Below are 17,616 nucleotides of genomic sequence, written 5' to 3' on the forward strand. Positions count from 1 at the left end.
TCTAAGGTAAGGTTATTCTAGCTACTTTGCCTGAAGTATACCCAGAAAGGTCGACAGGTTCACTTGCAAATGTCATTGATACGCCTTCTGGCGCACCTAGAATCACTTTATATGGCGCAGTTCCTGAAAGATTTAACGACTGACCTGCTTTTTTTATGCCAGTTGACAAGGTTTTACCCGTTGCATCTTTTACTTGGATCCAGCAATCAGCAGTGAACTGCATCACTAGCTCGTTAGCCACAGCTTCAGGAGCAGTACTTGCTTCAACCGCTTCTGCATTAGCAGCAACTTCAGCTGTTGGTTCTGTCTCTGTTGCTTGTTGTGCAGGAGTTTCGTCAGCTGGAGTAACAGCATCTGAAGTATCTTCCGCATCGCTTATCGCAGCAAGGCCTTCAGTACCTTCAACAACAGAAGCACCCGCTTCGTTTTGTTCAGCTTCAATCACTTCTAAAGAGGTGAATTCAGGGGCAAGTGATTCTTCTACCGCTAGCTCTTCTGAGCTTTCGGTATTCGCTAAAGATTGAGATAAGGTGTCTTGCTGTTGGTTCTGCCACCACCAAAGTGAGGAGATACCCGCAATGACCGCAAAAATGCTCCAAGTCAGGATCATAATACGGCTGTTGTGCTTCTCGGTTTTGGTCTTACGAGAAAAACTCAGCATTTCTTGCTCTTGATGCTGAGCATCACCGGCATGATGCAGCGCACTCAATACGACTTTTTCGTCAAGATTGACGTATTTCGCGTATGAACGAATATAGCCACGCATAAACGTCGCCACTTGATCTGACTCGAATTGGTTTTCTTCAATTTGTTGGATCAGAGTAACGCGAAGTTTCAAGCGATCAGAAATCTGCTTTTGCGTTAAACCAAGAGATTCTCGTTTGTTCTTAAGCAGCGTTCCCGCTTCCAAAGCTGGAGCTACGTTTTCTTGCGCTTGTGTATCTTGTTCTGTGTTCATAGAGAGTGAACTTCTAAAGTATTATCGCAGGTTGAGGAGAGCGTTTTCTTATTGTCGTTTAAGCTCAATCTAACAACCCACGTTATGTGGAATTTTTCCTGCTATCTAAATCATCAACCCTTAAAGGCGAACATCATTCATTTGTTATGGATGACCTTCTCAGGAAGCTAGTTTATCAAGTAGCCAACCTAAATAGACATATTGATGATCAGTAGCAAGCGAGCACTTAAATTAATTTAAGATTAGTTAATCATAAGCTAATGCCATTACAAGGCAAAAACACTTTAAACAAAATTTACCGTCAGCTCATGGTTTTGTCCAAAATTTGACGAAAAATGTAAGAAAGCGTGGGCAAGAAGTCCAAAAAATCAAAAACTGTACCCCAGAAAAGCAACAAGCCAGAAGTAAGACTTCTGGCTTGTTTAGGTTCTAATCGCGTTTTATACCGCTTTTACTTCAATCACACCACCGGCAATCAAGTTCGCTTCAGAGGCTGCTTTGATCATTTTGGTACGTTTGGTTCTATCAATCACATCACCGACTAACTGACCACACGCGGCATCAATATCATCACCACGAGTTTTACGAACCGTTACTGTGTAGTTGTATTCCATCAGCGTTTTTTGGAAGCGATCAATACGAGAGTTGCTTGGCTTCTTATAAGGCGAACCCGGGTAAGGGTTGAATGGAATCAAGTTGATCTTACAAGGCGTCTCTTTCATTAGCTCTGCAAGTTCACGTGCGTGGTCCATATCATCATTCACATGATCCAATAGCACGTACTCAACCGTTACTTTACCGCGGTTAGCATTTGAAGATGCAATGTAACGACGAACAGATGCTAGGAAGTCTTGGATATCCCAACGGTCGTTGATCGGCATGATTTGGCTACGTAGTGCATCGTTTGGCGCATGTAGAGAAATAGCCAATGCGACATCGATGTTGTCTGTCATTTGGTCAAGGCCAGAAACAACACCAGAAGTTGATACAGTTACACGACGCTTAGACAGTGCGAAACCTAGATCATCAAGCATGATTTCTAATGATGGCATTAGGTTCTTCATGTTCAATAGAGGCTCGCCCATACCCATCATTACAACGTTAGTAATTGGACGACGACCGGTTTCTTTTTCTAGGCCGATTTCGCGAGATGCACGCCAGATTTGGCCAACAATCTCTGAAACTTTTAGGTTACGGTTAAAGCCTTGTTGAGCTGTAGAGCAGAACTTACATTCAAGAGCACAACCAACCTGTGAAGAGACACATAGCGTCGCACGGTCACCATCTGGGATGTATACCGTTTCAACGTCTTGGTCGCCAACGCTCATCGCCCATTTAATTGTGCCATCTGAAGAGTGTTGAGCTTCAGAAACAACAGGTGCAATAATCTCACAGCGACGTTGAAGTTTCTCACGTAACTTTTTGTTGATGTTGTTCATTTGTTCGAAGTCATCGACACCGAAGTGATAAATCCACTTCATCACTTGCTCTGCTCGAAACGCTTTCTCATTCAGTTCTTCTGTGAAAAATTTACGAAGACCTTTACGATCAAAATCGAGTAGATTGACTTTAGCTGTGGTCATGATGCCTCTCAATGACGGAACAATAATTAAGGGCGCGAATTGTACAGGCTTTACGCAACTTCAACAAGCATTGTAAAACCCTGTGTTTATTAAGACATTCAAACTTAAGCGATTAAAATTTGAGCAACTGTATTTATCGGCTTAAGATTACCCAATTTAAACAAAAGATTCCCGATTACGCTCCTTTGTCGCTATCGGGAATGACGTAAATACTCACCAATTGCTCGGTAATATTTACCACGAGATTATGGCTCCAAAACTCCCCGTCATTCCAGAACTGAGGAACGAAGTATCTGGAATTTCCAATAGCCAACAGAGATTCCCGATTACGCTCCTTCGTCGCTTTCGGGAATGACGTAAATAATCTCCAACAGATCACTAATACTTAGCTCGAAATTTTAGCCCCGCTATTCATCGCCGTCAGGTCATCAACTCCTCAAAGCCCGTCATTCCAGAACCGAGGGACGAGGTATCTGGAATCTCGCTTTAACTACACATCTCCCCCCCATCAGAAACAAAAAAGGCCTCACCGAAGTGAAGCCTTTAGAATCGTTTGCTGTGCCGATTATTGAGCAGGGCGTGGACAAATTTCAGATTCTGGGAAGAAGAATTCGATTTCGCGAGCTGCAGACTCAGGGCTGTCGCTGCCGTGTACTGAGTTGTAACGCATGCTGATTGCGTAGTCAGCACGGATAGTGCCGCATGCCGCTTCTTCTGGATTTGTTTTGCCCATAAGTTCACGGTAACGAGCGATAGCGTTTTCGCCTTCAAGCACTTGAACCATGATAGGACCAGAAGTCATAAACTCTTTAAGAGCTGGGAAGAACTCTTTGCCTTCGTGTTCAGCGTAGAAGCCACTCGCTTGCTCTTCAGTAAGACGAACCATCTTAGCAGCAATAATTTCTAGGCCTGCTTTTTCGATACGGTGATAGATTTCACCAACAAGGTTACGCTTAACTGCATCCGGCTTAACAATTGAGAACGTTCTTTCTAGAGCCATAGGGATTCCTTCACTTCATTTTTTTGTTATTAAATACTGAAATTGCTGAGATCTTTCGATCTGAGCTTTATGAATGAGCGGCACAAAATACCGCTCACCCTTATTATTATTTTGCTTGGTCGATAAGAAGACGAGCCAGTGTGCGAACGCCCATACCCGTTGCGCCTGCCGCCCACTTGTCACTTGCTGACTTACGGTAAGTACCCGCGCAATCCATATGAATCCAACCTTTTTTGTAGTCATCTACAAAGTAAGAAAGGAATGCCGCTGCTGTACTTGCACCCGGTGTGTAATCACCCGTGCTGATGTTTGAAAGATCAGCAAAGTTTGAAGGCAACATACCACGGTGGAAATCAGCAAGAGGCAATGGCCATAGGCCTTCTTTCTCTTGGTTTGCCGCCGTTAGCGCTTGGTGAGATAACTCATCATCGAAGCTTAATAGTGCGTGGTAGTCGTTACCTAGTGCGTTTTTAGCCGCGCCTGTTAGCGTTGCACAGTCGATGATCAGCTCAGGGCTTTGTGCACTTGCGTACATTAGGCCATCAGCCAGCACCAAGCGACCTTCCGCATCAGTGTTCATGATCTCAACTGTCTTACCGTTTTTGTAGGTAATGATATCGCCAAGCTTCAATGCGCGACCAGAGATCATGTTCTCTGCGCAACATAAAATAAGCTTGATGCGCTTGTTCAGGCCGCGTTCAATCGCCAGACCTAAACCACCCGTAATCGTTGCTGCGCCACCCATGTCAGCTTTCATCGCTGTCATGAATTGGCCTGGCTTGATGCTGTAACCGCCCGAATCGAACGTAATACCTTTACCCACTAAACAAGCAAACACGGGTGCGTTTTCATCACCTGTTGGGTTGAAGTCCAGTTGCAGCATTGCTGATGTACGCTCAGAGCCACGACCGACCGCGTAGATACCTTCCCAACCTTCGGTTAGTAGATCCTTGTCTTTAACGATCTTCGCTTTAACAGTGCCCGCTGGTGCCACTGATTTGATGTATTCTGCAGCCATTGTCGCGAGTTGACGAGGTGCCACTTCTTCAGCGGTTTTATTGATAATGTCACGCGTCCAGTCAGTTGCGCGAATACGAGCTTCAAGCTCTGTTTGATCGGCTTCTGAAAGTGCATCCCATTCCAATGCATTCTTTTTCTTTGGTCCACGGTAGCCTTGGTAGAAAGCCCAAACGCTTTCTAGATCCCAACCTTCACCACGAAGTGAAACGAATGCGATACCTTGTCCGTCAAGCGTACGACCCGCACGCTGAACTGCGCCTAGATCGTGGCCTTCACCAATGTGAATTGTCGCTCCCGCTTCTGAGAACGATAAAATAGCTCTTGCTCCCCACTGAGGCTGGGCAGCTTCTTGACTTAAAAATACTGACATCTGTGTAGACATGATTTCTCCTTGTCATGAACCACTTTGGGTGTGTGATTCTGATTATTTTTTATTAGCGCACTGATGTTAGCATTATGTAGGAGGAAAATGTCATTTTGATAAAAAAACGGACCATAAGGTCCGCTTTTTTTAGTAAGAATTGTTAACTTGGCTGCGTTTTATATTGGACTGATACCAACCCGCGACCAAATCATCAGACAAGAGGATTAATCCATCTCATCCATCCAGCACAAAATAATAGCCTCTAAGATTTTCTCATTCGAGTGGTTAGGCTCGTCGTCGAACTCTTCAAGGTCTAGCACCCATTGATGCAGATCGGTAAAACGTACCGTTTTAGGATCAGTATCAGGGTACAAATCACATAGCTCAATTGCGATATCTCGCGAATCAATCCACTTCAAGCTCATAACACTTCCTTATATTTATCAGCGACGCTCTGTCACCTTTATGATCTATATTCTAGGCCAGTTTTCTTAGTATGTTTGTCTAAGCAATAGCTCTCTCAGTCATCGCTGTATTAGCCATGACTGAGAACTGGTTCTTAGTGGTCTTCAGAAGCCAGGTTCAACGTGTACTTTGGAATCTCTACAACAAGATCCGTATCAGCCACTTTAGCTTGGCAACCAAGACGAGATTCCATCTCTAAGCCCCATGCTTTATCTAGCATGTCGTCTTCGAGATCATCACTCTCTTCTAAAGAATCAAAACCTTCACGAATCACAACGTGACATGTTGTACATGCACACGATTTTTCACATGCGTGTTCAATACCAATACCGGCCTTCAGTGCAACATCAAGAACCGTCTCACCAGTTTTTGCTTCTAAAACAGCGCCTTCTGGACATAGATCTTCGTGAGGTAAAACAATAATCTTTGGCATGTTTATCTATTCTCTAACTATTAAATATTATCGACTGACTGACCTGACAGTGCAGCACGAATTGATTTATCCATACGACGAGAAGCAAAGTCTTGGCTCGCTTTGTCGGTATTCTTAATTTCTAGTTCAATGGCGTCAGCATTGTCGCCATTACGCACTTCAATCAGTGCTTCAATCGCTTGAACAAGTTGTTGTTTGCCTTGCTCATCAAGTAGCTCATCGCCATCGGCTTGCATTGCAGCGATAAGGCCTTCGATCACGCGATCCGCTTCTACGCGTTGCTCAGCAAGAGCACGCGCTTGCATGTCTTCTTTTGCAAACGTCATCGAATCTTTCAGCATGCTAGCCACTTCGTTGTCGCTCAGACCGTAAGAAGGCTTAACTTGGATTTCAGCTTGAACGCCAGTGCTCTTCTCCATTGCAGTAACCGATAGCAGGCCATCAGCATCCACTTGGTAAGTAACACGAATATGAGCAGCACCTGCAGTCATCGGCGGAATGCCTTTCAAAGCAAATCGAGCCAATGAACGACAGTCGTCAACCATCTCACGTTCACCTTGCACGGTGTGTACTGTCATTGCAGTTTGACCGTCTTTGAACGTGGTAAATTCTTGTGCGCGAGCAACAGGGATCGTGGTGTTACGAGGGATAATCTTTTCTACCAAGCCACCCATGGTTTCGATACCAAGAGACAGAGGGATAACGTCCAGTAGTAGCATTTCAGAGTCAGGCTTATTACCCACTAGGATATCCGCTTGAATCGATGCACCAATCGCAACCACTTCATCAGGGTTAATGCTGGTTAGTGGCGTACGACCAAAGAAGTCACCGACCATTTCACGTACAAGTAATGTGCGAGTTGAACCGCCAACCATCACGACTTCTAGTACTTCATCCGCGTCAACTTCCGCATCTTTTAGCGCACGACGGCATGAAAGCAGTGTTTTCTTAACGAGCGGTTTGATGATCTCTTCAAACTCTTCACGAGTTAATGAACCAGACCAACCTAGTACGTCAACATCAACGCTTTCCGCTTCAGATAAGCCAATCTTCGCTTCTGTTGCGGCGTCTAGAAGAATACGATTCTGTTCTGCTGTTAGCTCTGATAAGCCCATTTGTTCTTGGAAATGATCCGCAACTAAATGGTCAAAGTCGTCGCCGCCTAATGCTGAGTCGCCGCCTGTTGCTAAAACTTCGAAGACACCTTTCGATAGGCGTAGGATAGAGATATCAAACGTACCACCACCTAAGTCATAAACAGCAATGACTCCTTCTTTACCAGAATCCAAGCCGTAAGCAATCGCAGCGGCAGTCGGTTCATTAAGAAGACGTAACACGTGAAGACCAGCAAGTTGCGCCGCGTCTTTCGTACCAGCACGCTGTGCATCATCAAAGTAAGCAGGAACGGTAATAACAGCACCAGATAGCTCACCACCGAGTGTTGACTCAGCACGTTGACCTAGCGCTCGCAGAATGTCTGCAGATACTTGAATTGGGTTCTTGTTACCTTGCTCTGTGCGAATCACAGGCAAACCATTATCACTTTCTTCAAATTGATATGGCAGAGATGGGTATCGCTGTTGAATATCTGATAGTGAACGACCGATTAGTCGCTTAACTGAGATAATGGTATTTTTAGGATCAGTCTGTGCATTTGCACGAGCTTCATCACCAGTCGTGTACGACTCTGACGTATAGTGAACAACGGAAGGAAGAATACTGCGACCTTGTTGATCAACCAGTGTGCTCGCCTCGCCACTGCGCACTGCCGCAACCAATGAGTTTGTTGTACCTAAATCAATACCCACAGCAAGCTTGTGCTGGTGAGGAGCGGCGCTTTGCCCTGGTTCTGCAATCTGAAGTAGTGCCATGGATGTGTCCTTGTTATACGAACTAGCCGATCAGACGATCTTCAACTAACTCGATTTCATTCTTTAATTTTGCAATAAACTTAAGCTTTCTTACTCGGTCTGCAGCTTCTAACCAAGCCTCACTGTCGAGTTCTTGTTGGATAGCGCTTAATTGTTGTTTATACATTTTGCTAACCTTTCCTTCAAATGCAAACAAAGCATCTTCAGGATCAGAACTGTCGGCGATGTCTTCAAGCTCTTCACGCAATTCCATTTGCTCCATCAGGAACATAGGATCTTGCAGGGTCTGCTGCTCACCTCGAATATCCTCACCATGTTGTACTAACAGGTATTCAGCTCGGCTGATTGGATTCTTCAATACCTGATACGCATCATTGATTTGCGCAGCTTTTTGCACGGCTAATAGGCGATCACGCTCAGAAGCTGTGGCAAATTTATCAGGGTGGAATTGGCGTTGCAGATCTCTAAACTGAGAAGAAAGAAGGCTACCATCCAGTTGAAACTGAAGTGGTAGCCCAAATAATTCGAAATGATTCATGTAACGGTGGTCCTAAGTTTAGGCTCTTCAATCAGAGCCTAATTTTATTCTTCGCTCACTATAAACGCTTAACGATTGAAGCGTTTATACGTTGAAGCTCTCACCACAACCACATTCGCCTTTCGCGTTAGGGTTGTTGAATTCAAAACCTTCGTTTAGGCCTTCTTTTACGTAATCAAGCTCAGTACCGTCTAGGTAAACTAGGCTCTTTGGATCAATGATGACCTTAACACCTGAATGCTCAAACACTTCGTCTTCTTCGTTAAGCTCGTCAACGAATTCCAGTACATACGCCATACCCGAACAGCCAGTAGTTTTTACCGCTAAGCGCAACCCGATACCTTTACCTCGGTTATCTAGGAAAGCTTGAACTCGGCTTGCTGCCGTATCTGTCATGGTGATGGCCATACTACAACCTTGTGTTTATATAAATTGAGAACTCAGGGGGAGCACAAAGGATGCTCCCAAATATTGCTTATTTCTTGTGATTACTTAATGAAACGATTAACGCTTCTTTTTGTAATCCGCAACTGCTGCTTTGATTGCATCTTCAGCAAGAATTGAACAGTGAACTTTCACTGGTGGCAACTCTAGCTCTTCCGCGATTTCAGAGTTTTTGATAGCCGCTGCTTCATCAATACTTTTACCTTTAACCCACTCAGTTACTAGTGAGCTAGAAGCGATTGCGCTACCGCAGCCGTAAGTTTTGAATTTTGCATCTTCGATAATGCCTTCTGGCGTTACCTTGATTTGCAGTTTCATTACGTCACCACAAGCTGGTGCGCCAACCATGCCGCTACCTACACTTGGGTCTTCTTTATCAAACGAACCTACGTTACGTGGGTTTTCGTAGTGATCAATTACTTTTTCGCTATATGCCATGATAGTTACCTCGAATCCTCTATTTCCGTGAGATTAGTGATGAGCCCACTCAACAGTGTTCAAATCAATCCCTTCTTTATACATATCCCATAGAGGAGACATGTCGCGTAATTTGTTTACCGCTACACGAATTTGTGCAATCGCGTAGTCGATTTCTTCTTCCGTTGTAAAACGGCCGAATGAGAAACGTACTGAGCTGTGTGCCAGTTCATCGTTCAGACCAAGAGCGCGTAGAACGTATGAAGGCTCTAGGCTTGCTGATGTACATGCAGAACCTGATGATACCGCTAGGTCTTTTAGAGACATAAGCAGAGACTCACCTTCAACGAAAGCGAAGCTCACGTTTAGGTTGTGTGGTACACGTTGGTCTAGGTCGCCGTTTACGGTTACCGCTTCTAGATCTTGAACACCTTTCAATAGGCGCTCACGAAGTGCTAGTGCGTGATCGTAATCTTTCTGCATGTCTTGTTTAGCGATGGCAAAAGCTTCGCCCATACCCACGATTTGGTGAGTAGCAAGAGTACCAGAACGGAAACCACGTTCATGACCGCCACCGTGCATTTGCGCTTCTAGGCGAATACGTGGCTTACGACGAACGTACAAAGCGCCGATGCCTTTAGGGCCGTATGCTTTGTGTGCAGACATAGAGATAAGGTCAACTTTCATCTCTTTTACGTCTAGTGGGATTTTACCCGCAGACTGCGCCGCATCAACGTGGAAGATGATCTTGCGTGCACGACATAATTCGCCGATTGCAGAGATATCTTGGATTACACCAATCTCGTTGTTTACGTGCATGATAGAAACTAGAACAGTATCTTCACGCATTGCAGCTTGTAGCTTGTCTAGATCAATGATGCCGTTAGCTTCTGGCTCAAGGTATGTCACCTCAAAACCTTCACGCTCTAGTTGGCGACATGGATCAAGAACCGCTTTGTGTTCTGTTTTGCACGTGATTACATGCTTACCTTTCTTCTCGTAAAAGTGCGCTGCACCTTTGATAGCAAGGTTATCTGACTCGGTAGCACCTGACGTGAAAACAATCTCACGAGGGTCTGCATTTAGTAGATCGGCAATTTGCTCACGAGCATTATCTACTGATTCTTCTGCCTGCCAGCCGTAACGGTGTGAACGAGATGCAGGGTTACCGAAGTTACCGTCCATCGTCATGCACTGAACCATTTTTTCAGCAACACGTGGATCGACTGGGCATGTAGCTGAATAGTCAAAGTAAATAGGCAGTTTCATTTTCTACTCCAATGTAAAAACTGACCGCTAAGAGCGGGCATTAACACCGTGAGGTGCTGCACTAATCGTTGTAGTGCTCGTATTTTTATGTGCAAAACCATTATTAACCGCAAGATCGATATCTTGACGATCAGAAATCTCTAAAACTTCGTTATCTTTCATTAGCTCACCGAGCGTAATGTCGTTTAAGAAGCTGCTGATTCGGGAGCTTAAATCACGCCATAAAGTGTGAGTTAAACAACGACTGCCACCTTGGCAATCTGCTCGACCGTGACACTTAGTTGCATCCACTGATTCGTCTACTGCAGCAATTACAGTTCCGACAGCGATGTCGCTCGCTTCAGCACCTAAACGGTAACCACCGCCAGGACCACGAACACTAGCAACTAAGCCAGCTTTACGTAACTTAGAAAATAGCTGTTCTAAGTAAGATAACGAGATGCCTTGTCGCTCTGAAATATCAGCCAGAGGAACTGGGCTTTTTTGCGAATGCAGTGCTACATCTAGCATAGCTGTTACCGCATATCTTCCTTTAGATGTAAGTTTCATATCACACCGTATCCACATTGTTTATGTGGTTGGAATCTTCCCATACCCGACTAAATTGGTCAAGTATTTAGTTGACTATTTTAGTCAGGTATTCACCCTTATTGTTTGTGCGGGCTTTATTTGTCGCTTTTGCTCTTCTCAATTGAAGTCAAAATGCCGCGTAGAGTGTTGATCTCTTGCAACTCTGGACGAGCTCGACTGAACAGACGACGTAGTTTATTCATCACCTGACCCGGCTTATCCTTAGAGATAAATTGGGTATCAATGATCACTTTTTCAAGGTGCTCATAGAACATTTCTAGTTCTTCGTGACGAGGGTACTCATCTTGTTGCTGTGGCTGATATTGGCTAGCGACCATATCAAGGTGAGCTACACGCACTTCGTAGCTCAGAGTCTGCACTGCCATTGCTAGGTTTAGCGAGCTGTATTCAGGGTTAGCTGGGATACATACATGGAAGTGGCACTTCTGAAGCTCATCGTTAGTCAAGCCAGTACGTTCACGGCCGAACACTAATGCGACTGGGTGCTTTTGGCCTTCAATCGCAAACTTTTGTCCACACTCACGAGGCTCAAGCATTGGCCATTCAAGCGTACGTGAACGTGCACTCGAACCAACCACTAAACCACAGTCTTTTACGGCTTCGTCTAATGTAGAAACGATGGTCGCGTTTTCTGCGATGTCACCTGCACCCGCAGCCAGTGCTAAGGTCTGCTCGTCAACTTCACATTGAGGGTCTACAAGAACTAATTGACTCAAACCCATCACTTTCATTGCGCGAGCTGCTGATCCGATATTTCCCGAATGAGACGTACCAACCAGAACGACTTTTACATTGTCTAACATGCTATATGACACCACTTTAAAAATAATCGCGAGATATTAACACATAGCAAAGTAAAATGGTCAGACCCTTAACGGAATGTGAAACCAAGAGTTCAAAAAATAACCACTTCCCTTTTACGGAAACTTTGGTATACTCGCCGCCGCTTTAAATTGTTCTTTAACATCTTGTGGGAAAAACCATATGCATCCAATGCTAAACATTGCGATACGCGCTGCGCGTAAAGCTGGCAACCATATTGCTAAATCTCTAGAAACAACTGATAAGATCGAATCGTCTCTAAAAGGTAACAACGATTACGTTACTAACATTGCTCAAGAAGCTGAGTACATGATCATTGAGACAATCAAAGCATCTTACCCAGAGCACAGCATTATTTCTGAAGAGAAAGGCCTGACTGAAGGTAAAGACTCTGATGTACAATGGATCGTTGACCCACTAGATGGCACCAACAACTTTGTAAAAGGTTTCCCTCACTTCTCTGTATCTATCGCTGTTCGCATGAACGGTCGTACAGAAGTTGCTTGTGTTTATGACCCAATGCTAAACGAGCTATTCACAGCTCAACGTGGCGCTGGCGCTCAACTTAACAACGCTCGTATGCGTGTTACTCAGCTAAAAGACCTTCAAGGTACTGTTCTAGCGACTGGTTTCCCATTCAAGCAAAAACAACACTCTGAATCTTTCATGAAGATCATCTCTGGTCTATTCATCGACTGTGCTGATTTCCGTCGTACAGGTTCTCCTGCTCTTGACCTATGTTACCTAGCAGCTGGCCGTGTTGATGGTTACCTAGAGCTTGGCCTTAAGCCATGGGATCTAGCAGCTGGCGATCTAATCGCTCGTGAAGCTGGTGCTATCATGACTGACTTTGCTGGCGGTACTGATTACATGACTTCTGGTAATGTTGTTGCTTCAAGCGCACGTGGTGTTAAGTCTATTCTTAAGCACGTTCGTGAGAACGCTAACGAAGGTATGCTGAAGTAATTCAGACCTTACGTTAACGCTCCCTGTTTCAAGGGAGAGTAGAAATTCCAAAGCCTCGCTATATAGCGAGGCTTTTTTGTATCTGCGATTTGAGATACGAGATACGAGATACGAGATACGAGATACGAGATACGAGATACGAGATACGAGAATGGTTGCTCTTAGTGACAGTAAGTGCAACTCAATTCGCCGATAAATTGCGTTGAGCGTATCGACAAAATACAGACGTAAAAAAACCGCTAGTTGCCTAGCGGTTTTTTTGGTTTAGCGAAACTTATTAAGCCAAGGCCTAAGGCATTTCGTCAAACTCTTCACCTTCTTTGTCCACTTGTGGTGGCATTAGGTGTTCACGCGTAATACCCAACTTCATAGCCAGTGCAGATGCAACGTAGATAGAAGAGTAAGTACCAACCGTAATACCCAGTAGAAGTGCAGTCGCGAAGCCGTGAATCATAGCGCCGCCCTGAACGAACAGTGCGATAACTACGAATAACGTTGTACCAGAAGTGATCAATGTACGGCTCAATGTTTGTGTGATTGAGCTGTTCAGTACTTCAGGTGCCTCACCCTTACGCATCTTACGGAAGTTCTCACGAATACGGTCGAATACAACAATGGTATCGTTGAGGGAGTAACCGACGACCGTTAGCAAGGCTGCTACGATGGTAAGGTCGACCTCAATTTGCATTAGAGAGAACACACCAAGTGTGATGATAACATCGTGCGCCAGTGCTAATACCGCACCCGCAGCCAAACGCCACTCGAATCGCACTGATACGTAGATCAAGATACAGATAAGAGAAACAAGGATAGCAAGGCCACCCGCTTCTGTTAATTCGTCACCCACGTTAGGACCAACGAACTCGATACGACGCATTTCCACTTGCTCACCAGTACCATTCTCAATTGCAGAAAGGATTTGGTTTCCAAGCGTTTCGCCCGCTACGCCATCACGTGGACGTAAACGAACCATCACATCACGAGCTGAACCGAAGTTCTGTACCGTTGCATCACCAAAGCCCTCGGCTTCTAGTGCACTACGAATATCAGGAAGGTGTGCCGGTTGTTCAAAACCAACTTCAATCAGAGTACCGCCAGTAAAATCTAGACCCCAGTTCAACGATTTCGTTGTTAGGGTGAAGATAGCAGTACCAATCATCAAGATAGAAAAAACAAAGGCAACCTTTGACCAACGCATAAAGTCGATCATTTTGTCTGCTTTTAGAATCTGAAACATATTAATTCCTAGCCTTAGATCGACAGTTTTTTAACGCGTTTGCCGCCATACATCAGGTTCACGATACAACGTGTTCCGACAATAGCTGTAAACATTGAAGTCAAGATACCGATAGACAGCGTTACCGCGAAGCCTTTGATAGCACCAGTACCCACAGCAAATAGAATGATTGCTGTTAGTAGTGTGGTGATGTTGGCATCGGCGATTGTGCTGAATGCGTTCGCGTAACCTTGGTGAATCGCTTGTTGTGGACTGCGTCCATCTCGAAGCTCTTCACGTATCCGCTCAAAGATCAGAACGTTCGCATCAACCGCCATACCGACCGTCAATACGATACCGGCAATGCCTGGTAGGGTCATGGTAGCCCCCGGAATCATCGACATAACACCGATAATCAACACCAAGTTAGCCATTAGCGCAACGTTCGCAATCAGACCAAAGCTACGGTAGTAAAGTAGCGTAAACAGCATTACAGCAGCCATACCCCAAACCATCGCCATGATACCCATATCGATGTTTTGCTGACCCATAGATGGACCAATGGTACGTTCTTCTACAATCGAGATAGGCGCAATCAATGCACCAGCACGTAGTAGAAGTGCCAAGTTATGAGCTTCAGCCGTTGAGTCAATACCAGTAATACGGAAGTTACGGCCTAGCGCAGATTGAATCGTCGCTTGGTTAATCACTTCTTCGTGCTTACTTAAGATAACTCGACCTTCCGGTGTTTTACGACCGCTGTCTTTGTACTCTGCAAATACCGTTGCCATTAGCTTACCGATATTCTGACGAGAGAACGCTGACATCTTGCTACCACCTTCGCTGTCTAGCGAGATGTTAACTTGAGGACGACCATATTCATCAACACTTGAGCTTGCATCAGTAATACTTGAACCGCCTAGAATAACGCGCTTCTTAAGTACCACAGGACGACCATCACGATCTTGCTTGATTTCGCTACCCGCAGGGGCACGAGCAGAAGCGGCAGCGGCTAAGTCAGCACTGCTATCGACTTCACGGAACTCAAGCGTCGCGGTAGCACCAAGGATTTCTTTAGCGCGAGCCGTGTCTTGAACACCAGGCAATTCCACTACGATACGGCTAGAGCCTTGACGTTGAACCAAAGGTTCAGCAACACCAAGTTCGTTAACACGGTTACGTAGAATGGTAATGTTTTGCTCAACCGCATAGTTACGGATTTCTTGAAGGCGAGTATCTGTAAAGCTTGCAACCAAAGAGAAACGACCGTTAGATTCAGAATCTACAAACGTCATATCTTGGTGCTTAGATTGCAGTAGCGATTTCGCTTCAGCAAGCTGCTCTTCGTTACGTAGAATCACTTCAACCGCATCTTTACCAGATGGGCGAATCGCACGGTAACGGATTTTCTCTTCACGAAGTTCACTACGGAATGCTTCTTCTTGTTGGCCAACCAGCTTTTGCATCGCAGCGTCCATATCCACTTCCATTAAGAAGTGAACACCACCACGTAGGTCAAGACCAAGTTTCATTGGTGCAGCACCAATAGATTCAAGCCAATTAGGCGTTGAAGCCGCTAGGTTTAAAGCAACGATAACGTCATCGCCTAGTGCTTCTGTGATGATATCACGGGCACTAATTTGCGTATCTGTGTCGTTAAAGCGAACAAGAATGGAACCGTCTTCGAGTGCAACGGATTTAGTAGAAAGGTTTTCTGCTTCAAGAGCATTGGTGACAGCATCCAGCGTAGACATATCTACAGAGGCGCCGCGCGCCCCTGTAACTTGAACTGCCGGATCTTCACCGTATATATTTGGAAGTGCGTACAACGCAGCGATAGCGATGGCAAACACCACCATCAAATACTTCCATAACGGGTAACGGTTTAGCACAGCGAGGATCCTCTAGCTGTTTATAGAGATTTCAGAGTACCTTTTGGTAGCACTGCTGTAACGAAGTCTTTCTTGATAACTACTTCGTTGTTTGCGTTCAGTTCGATAGCAACGTAGTCGCTGTCTTCAGCAATCTTAGTGATCTTGCCAATTAGGCCGCCGCTTGTAAGAACTTCATCGCCTTTGCCCATAGAAGACATAAGGTTCTTGTGCTCTTTAACACGCTTAGCTTGTGGACGGTAGATCATGAAGTAGAAGATCACAGCGAACATACCTAGCATGATAAGCATTTCGAAACCGCCGCCTGCTGGTGCACCTTCTGCTGCTGCGTGAGCTTGAGAAATAAACATTTAAAACATCCTCTATTATATTTTCGTAATTGTTTGTCTAATTGGGTCGCATCCCTTTATTTTCAAGCCCCATCACTCGGAAGAGAGATAGGGCTCGCAAAAAAGAAATACTAAGATTCTTTACCTAGTGGTGGCACTTCACGCCCCATTCTTGCGTAGAACTCTGCAACGAACTCTTCAAAGCGGTCTTCATCGATAGACTGACGAATGTCTGACATTACTCGTTGGTAGAAACGCAGGTTATGAATCGTGTTCAGTCGAGCACCTAGGATTTCGTTACAACGATCCAAATGGTGTAAGTACGACTTGCTGTAGTTCTTACAAGTGTAACAGTCACACTCTGAATCTAGTGGTGTTGTATCGGTTTTATGCTTCGCATTACGGATCTTGATCACACCTTCAGTCACAAACAGGTGGCCGTTACGTGCATTTCGCGTTGGCATTACACAGTCAAACATGTCGATACCGCGACGAACACCTTCAACCAAGTCTTCAGGTTTGCCTACGCCCATTAGGTAACGTGGCTTATCTTCTGGCAGTTGAGGACATGTGTGCTCAAGAATGCGGTGCATATCTTCTTTTGGTTCGCCTACTGCTAGGCCACCTACTGCGTAACCGTCAAAACCAATTTCTGTTAGGCCTTTAACGGATACATCACGAAGATCTTCGTACACGCCACCTTGAACAATACCGAACAGTGAGTTCGGGTTTTCAAGTTTGTCGAAGTGGTTACGTGAACGCTCAGCCCAACGAAGAGACATCTCCATTGAGTCTTTTGCTTCTTTGTGTGTCGCAGGGTAAGGCGTACACTCATCGAAGATCATTACGATGTCTGAACCTAAATCTTTTTGGATTTCCATAGACTTCTCAGCGTCCATGAAGATCTTGTCACCGTTTACAGGGTTACGGAAATGAACACCCTCTTCAGTGATTTTACGCATTGCACCTAGGCTGAATACTTGGAAGCCGCCTGAATCTGTCAGGATAGGACCGTGCCAGTTCATGAAATCGTGCAGGTCACCGTGCATTTTCATGATTTCTTGACCAGGACGTAGCCATAGGTGGAATGTGTTACCTAATAGGATTTCAGCACCTGTGTCTTTTACTTCTTCAGGTGTCATACCTTTAACAGTACCGTAAGTACCTACAGGCATGAATGCTGGGGTTTCAACGGTACCGCGTTCAAACTGAAGTTGACCACGACGTGCGCCGCTATTAGTTTTTTTAAGTTCGTATTTTAATTTCACGAAGCCTCCAATATGCCAGAGAAACAATCTGACTGTTAATTCAGAACCTTAGGCCAAACAAAAGTTCAGTCTAGTGGGTTCTATGAGGAGCGGTCGCGTATTCCTTGCGAGAGATTAGACAGACACCCTGCCCGACTCCTAGCTTACTGCTAGCACCCGTAAATTTTTGT

18 protein-coding genes are annotated in these 17,616 nt (G+C 45.1%); 1 reads left to right on the top strand and 17 read right to left on the bottom strand.

From position 1 onward, the window contains the following. Position 1 precedes the first annotated feature (1 nt). The 13 genes from rodZ to trmJ all read right to left on the bottom strand — a co-directional run bounded on the left by rodZ (position 2) and on the right by trmJ (position 11,756). Positions 2-958 carry a cytoskeleton protein RodZ gene (gene rodZ / locus MSG36_RS22685; protein WP_248369794.1) on the bottom strand — a complete coding sequence of 319 codons (957 nt, stop codon included), beginning with the start codon at positions 956-958 and terminating at the stop codon, positions 2-4. A 440-nt stretch (positions 959-1,398) separates the two neighbouring features. Then, complete coding sequence (locus tag MSG36_RS22690) at positions 1,399-2,541, bottom strand: bifunctional tRNA (adenosine(37)-C2)-methyltransferase TrmG/ribosomal RNA large subunit methyltransferase RlmN (protein WP_248369796.1); 1,143 nt, start codon at positions 2,539-2,541, stop codon at positions 1,399-1,401. A 565-nt stretch (positions 2,542-3,106) separates the two neighbouring features. Further along, a complete protein-coding gene (gene ndk, locus MSG36_RS22695; protein WP_016797173.1) occupies positions 3,107-3,541 on the bottom strand; it encodes a nucleoside-diphosphate kinase in 435 nt (144 codons plus the stop codon). Positions 3,542-3,647: 106 nt separating this feature from the next. Next, complete coding sequence (gene pepB, locus MSG36_RS22700; protein ID WP_017062517.1) at positions 3,648-4,943, bottom strand: aminopeptidase PepB; 1,296 nt, start codon at positions 4,941-4,943, stop codon at positions 3,648-3,650. A gap of 206 nt (positions 4,944-5,149) precedes the next feature. Continuing rightward, positions 5,150-5,350, bottom strand: a complete 201-nt coding sequence (gene iscX, locus MSG36_RS22705) for a Fe-S cluster assembly protein IscX (RefSeq protein ID WP_004740335.1) — start codon at positions 5,348-5,350, stop codon at positions 5,150-5,152. 134 nt (positions 5,351-5,484) lie between these two features. After that, entirely contained in the window at positions 5,485-5,823 is a 339-nt protein-coding gene (gene fdx, locus MSG36_RS22710; protein ID WP_010440525.1) for an ISC system 2Fe-2S type ferredoxin, read from the bottom strand. 20 nt (positions 5,824-5,843) lie between these two features. Next, complete coding sequence (gene hscA / locus MSG36_RS22715) at positions 5,844-7,694, bottom strand: Fe-S protein assembly chaperone HscA (RefSeq protein ID WP_059021420.1); 1,851 nt, start codon at positions 7,692-7,694, stop codon at positions 5,844-5,846. A 22-nt stretch (positions 7,695-7,716) separates the two neighbouring features. Then, positions 7,717-8,232: a co-chaperone HscB gene (hscB, locus tag MSG36_RS22720; RefSeq protein WP_048608145.1), complete on the bottom strand. Its 516-nt coding sequence runs from the start codon at positions 8,230-8,232 to the stop codon at positions 7,717-7,719. Positions 8,233-8,316: 84 nt separating this feature from the next. Then, a complete protein-coding gene (gene iscA, locus MSG36_RS22725; protein WP_010440519.1) occupies positions 8,317-8,640 on the bottom strand; it encodes an iron-sulfur cluster assembly protein IscA in 324 nt (107 codons plus the stop codon). A gap of 96 nt (positions 8,641-8,736) precedes the next feature. After that, positions 8,737-9,114, bottom strand: a complete 378-nt coding sequence (iscU, locus tag MSG36_RS22730; protein ID WP_004740340.1) for a Fe-S cluster assembly scaffold IscU — start codon at positions 9,112-9,114, stop codon at positions 8,737-8,739. Positions 9,115-9,147: 33 nt separating this feature from the next. Further along, a complete protein-coding gene (locus MSG36_RS22735) occupies positions 9,148-10,362 on the bottom strand; it encodes an IscS subfamily cysteine desulfurase (protein ID WP_048613459.1) in 1,215 nt (404 codons plus the stop codon). 27 nt (positions 10,363-10,389) lie between these two features. After that, positions 10,390-10,911: a Fe-S cluster assembly transcriptional regulator IscR gene (iscR, locus tag MSG36_RS22740; protein ID WP_010440512.1), complete on the bottom strand. Its 522-nt coding sequence runs from the start codon at positions 10,909-10,911 to the stop codon at positions 10,390-10,392. A 116-nt stretch (positions 10,912-11,027) separates the two neighbouring features. Next, positions 11,028-11,756, bottom strand: coding sequence for a tRNA (cytosine(32)/uridine(32)-2'-O)-methyltransferase TrmJ (trmJ, locus tag MSG36_RS22745; protein ID WP_019822102.1), 729 nt, complete (start codon positions 11,754-11,756; stop codon positions 11,028-11,030). 181 nt (positions 11,757-11,937) lie between these two features. On the opposite strand from trmJ, the gene suhB reads away from it, so the two are divergent. Then, positions 11,938-12,741, top strand: a complete 804-nt coding sequence (suhB, locus tag MSG36_RS22750) for an inositol-1-monophosphatase (RefSeq protein WP_017062836.1) — start codon at positions 11,938-11,940, stop codon at positions 12,739-12,741. A gap of 289 nt (positions 12,742-13,030) precedes the next feature. Here suhB and secF read toward each other — a convergent pair whose 3' ends face one another. The 4 genes from secF to tgt form a co-directional block, all read right to left on the bottom strand. Further along, the gene (gene secF / locus MSG36_RS22755) at positions 13,031-13,978 is read right to left on the bottom strand and encodes a protein translocase subunit SecF (RefSeq protein WP_017062837.1); all 948 of its coding nucleotides are present in this window, start codon (positions 13,976-13,978) and stop codon (positions 13,031-13,033) included. Between the two features lie 14 nt (positions 13,979-13,992). Next, positions 13,993-15,849, bottom strand: a complete 1,857-nt coding sequence (gene secD, locus MSG36_RS22760) for a protein translocase subunit SecD (protein ID WP_348983460.1) — start codon at positions 15,847-15,849, stop codon at positions 13,993-13,995. Between the two features lie 20 nt (positions 15,850-15,869). Next, a complete protein-coding gene (yajC, locus tag MSG36_RS22765; RefSeq protein WP_010440492.1) occupies positions 15,870-16,199 on the bottom strand; it encodes a preprotein translocase subunit YajC in 330 nt (109 codons plus the stop codon). 110 nt (positions 16,200-16,309) lie between these two features. Next, positions 16,310-17,446 (bottom strand): tRNA guanosine(34) transglycosylase Tgt, encoded by a 1,137-nt coding sequence (gene tgt / locus MSG36_RS22770; protein ID WP_017056177.1) that lies wholly within the window; start codon positions 17,444-17,446, stop codon positions 16,310-16,312. Between the last annotated feature and the right edge of the window lie 170 nt (positions 17,447-17,616).

The sequence above is a fragment of the Vibrio sp. 1CM8B genome, assembly GCF_023161685.1.
In the GTDB taxonomy this organism is placed as follows: Bacteria; Pseudomonadota; Gammaproteobacteria; order Enterobacterales; family Vibrionaceae; genus Vibrio; species Vibrio coralliirubri.

Excerpts from the sequence above, each read along its gene's own strand:
- iscU (WP_004740340.1), bottom strand. The coding sequence starts at position 9,114 with ATGGCATATAGCGAAAAAGTAATTGATCACTACGAAAACCCACGTAAC.
- fdx (WP_010440525.1), bottom strand. The coding sequence starts at position 5,823 with ATGCCAAAGATTATTGTTTTACCTCACGAAGATCTATGTCCAGAAGGC.
- suhB (WP_017062836.1), top strand. The coding sequence starts at position 11,938 with ATGCATCCAATGCTAAACATTGCGATACGCGCTGCGCGTAAAGCTGGC.
- yajC (WP_010440492.1), bottom strand. The coding sequence starts at position 16,199 with ATGTTTATTTCTCAAGCTCACGCAGCAGCAGAAGGTGCACCAGCAGGC.
- iscR (WP_010440512.1), bottom strand. The coding sequence starts at position 10,911 with ATGAAACTTACATCTAAAGGAAGATATGCGGTAACAGCTATGCTAGAT.
- MSG36_RS22690 (WP_248369796.1), bottom strand. The coding sequence starts at position 2,541 with ATGACCACAGCTAAAGTCAATCTACTCGATTTTGATCGTAAAGGTCTT.
- iscA (WP_010440519.1), bottom strand. The coding sequence starts at position 8,640 with ATGGCCATCACCATGACAGATACGGCAGCAAGCCGAGTTCAAGCTTTC.
- MSG36_RS22735 (WP_048613459.1), bottom strand. The coding sequence starts at position 10,362 with ATGAAACTGCCTATTTACTTTGACTATTCAGCTACATGCCCAGTCGAT.
- pepB (WP_017062517.1), bottom strand. The coding sequence starts at position 4,943 with ATGTCTACACAGATGTCAGTATTTTTAAGTCAAGAAGCTGCCCAGCCT.
- hscA (WP_059021420.1), bottom strand. The coding sequence starts at position 7,694 with ATGGCACTACTTCAGATTGCAGAACCAGGGCAAAGCGCCGCTCCTCAC.
- trmJ (WP_019822102.1), bottom strand. The coding sequence starts at position 11,756 with ATGTTAGACAATGTAAAAGTCGTTCTGGTTGGTACGTCTCATTCGGGA.
- hscB (WP_048608145.1), bottom strand. The coding sequence starts at position 8,232 with ATGAATCATTTCGAATTATTTGGGCTACCACTTCAGTTTCAACTGGAT.
- rodZ (WP_248369794.1), bottom strand. The coding sequence starts at position 958 with ATGAACACAGAACAAGATACACAAGCGCAAGAAAACGTAGCTCCAGCT.
- ndk (WP_016797173.1), bottom strand. The coding sequence starts at position 3,541 with ATGGCTCTAGAAAGAACGTTCTCAATTGTTAAGCCGGATGCAGTTAAG.
- secF (WP_017062837.1), bottom strand. The coding sequence starts at position 13,978 with ATGTTTCAGATTCTAAAAGCAGACAAAATGATCGACTTTATGCGTTGG.
- iscX (WP_004740335.1), bottom strand. The coding sequence starts at position 5,350 with ATGAGCTTGAAGTGGATTGATTCGCGAGATATCGCAATTGAGCTATGT.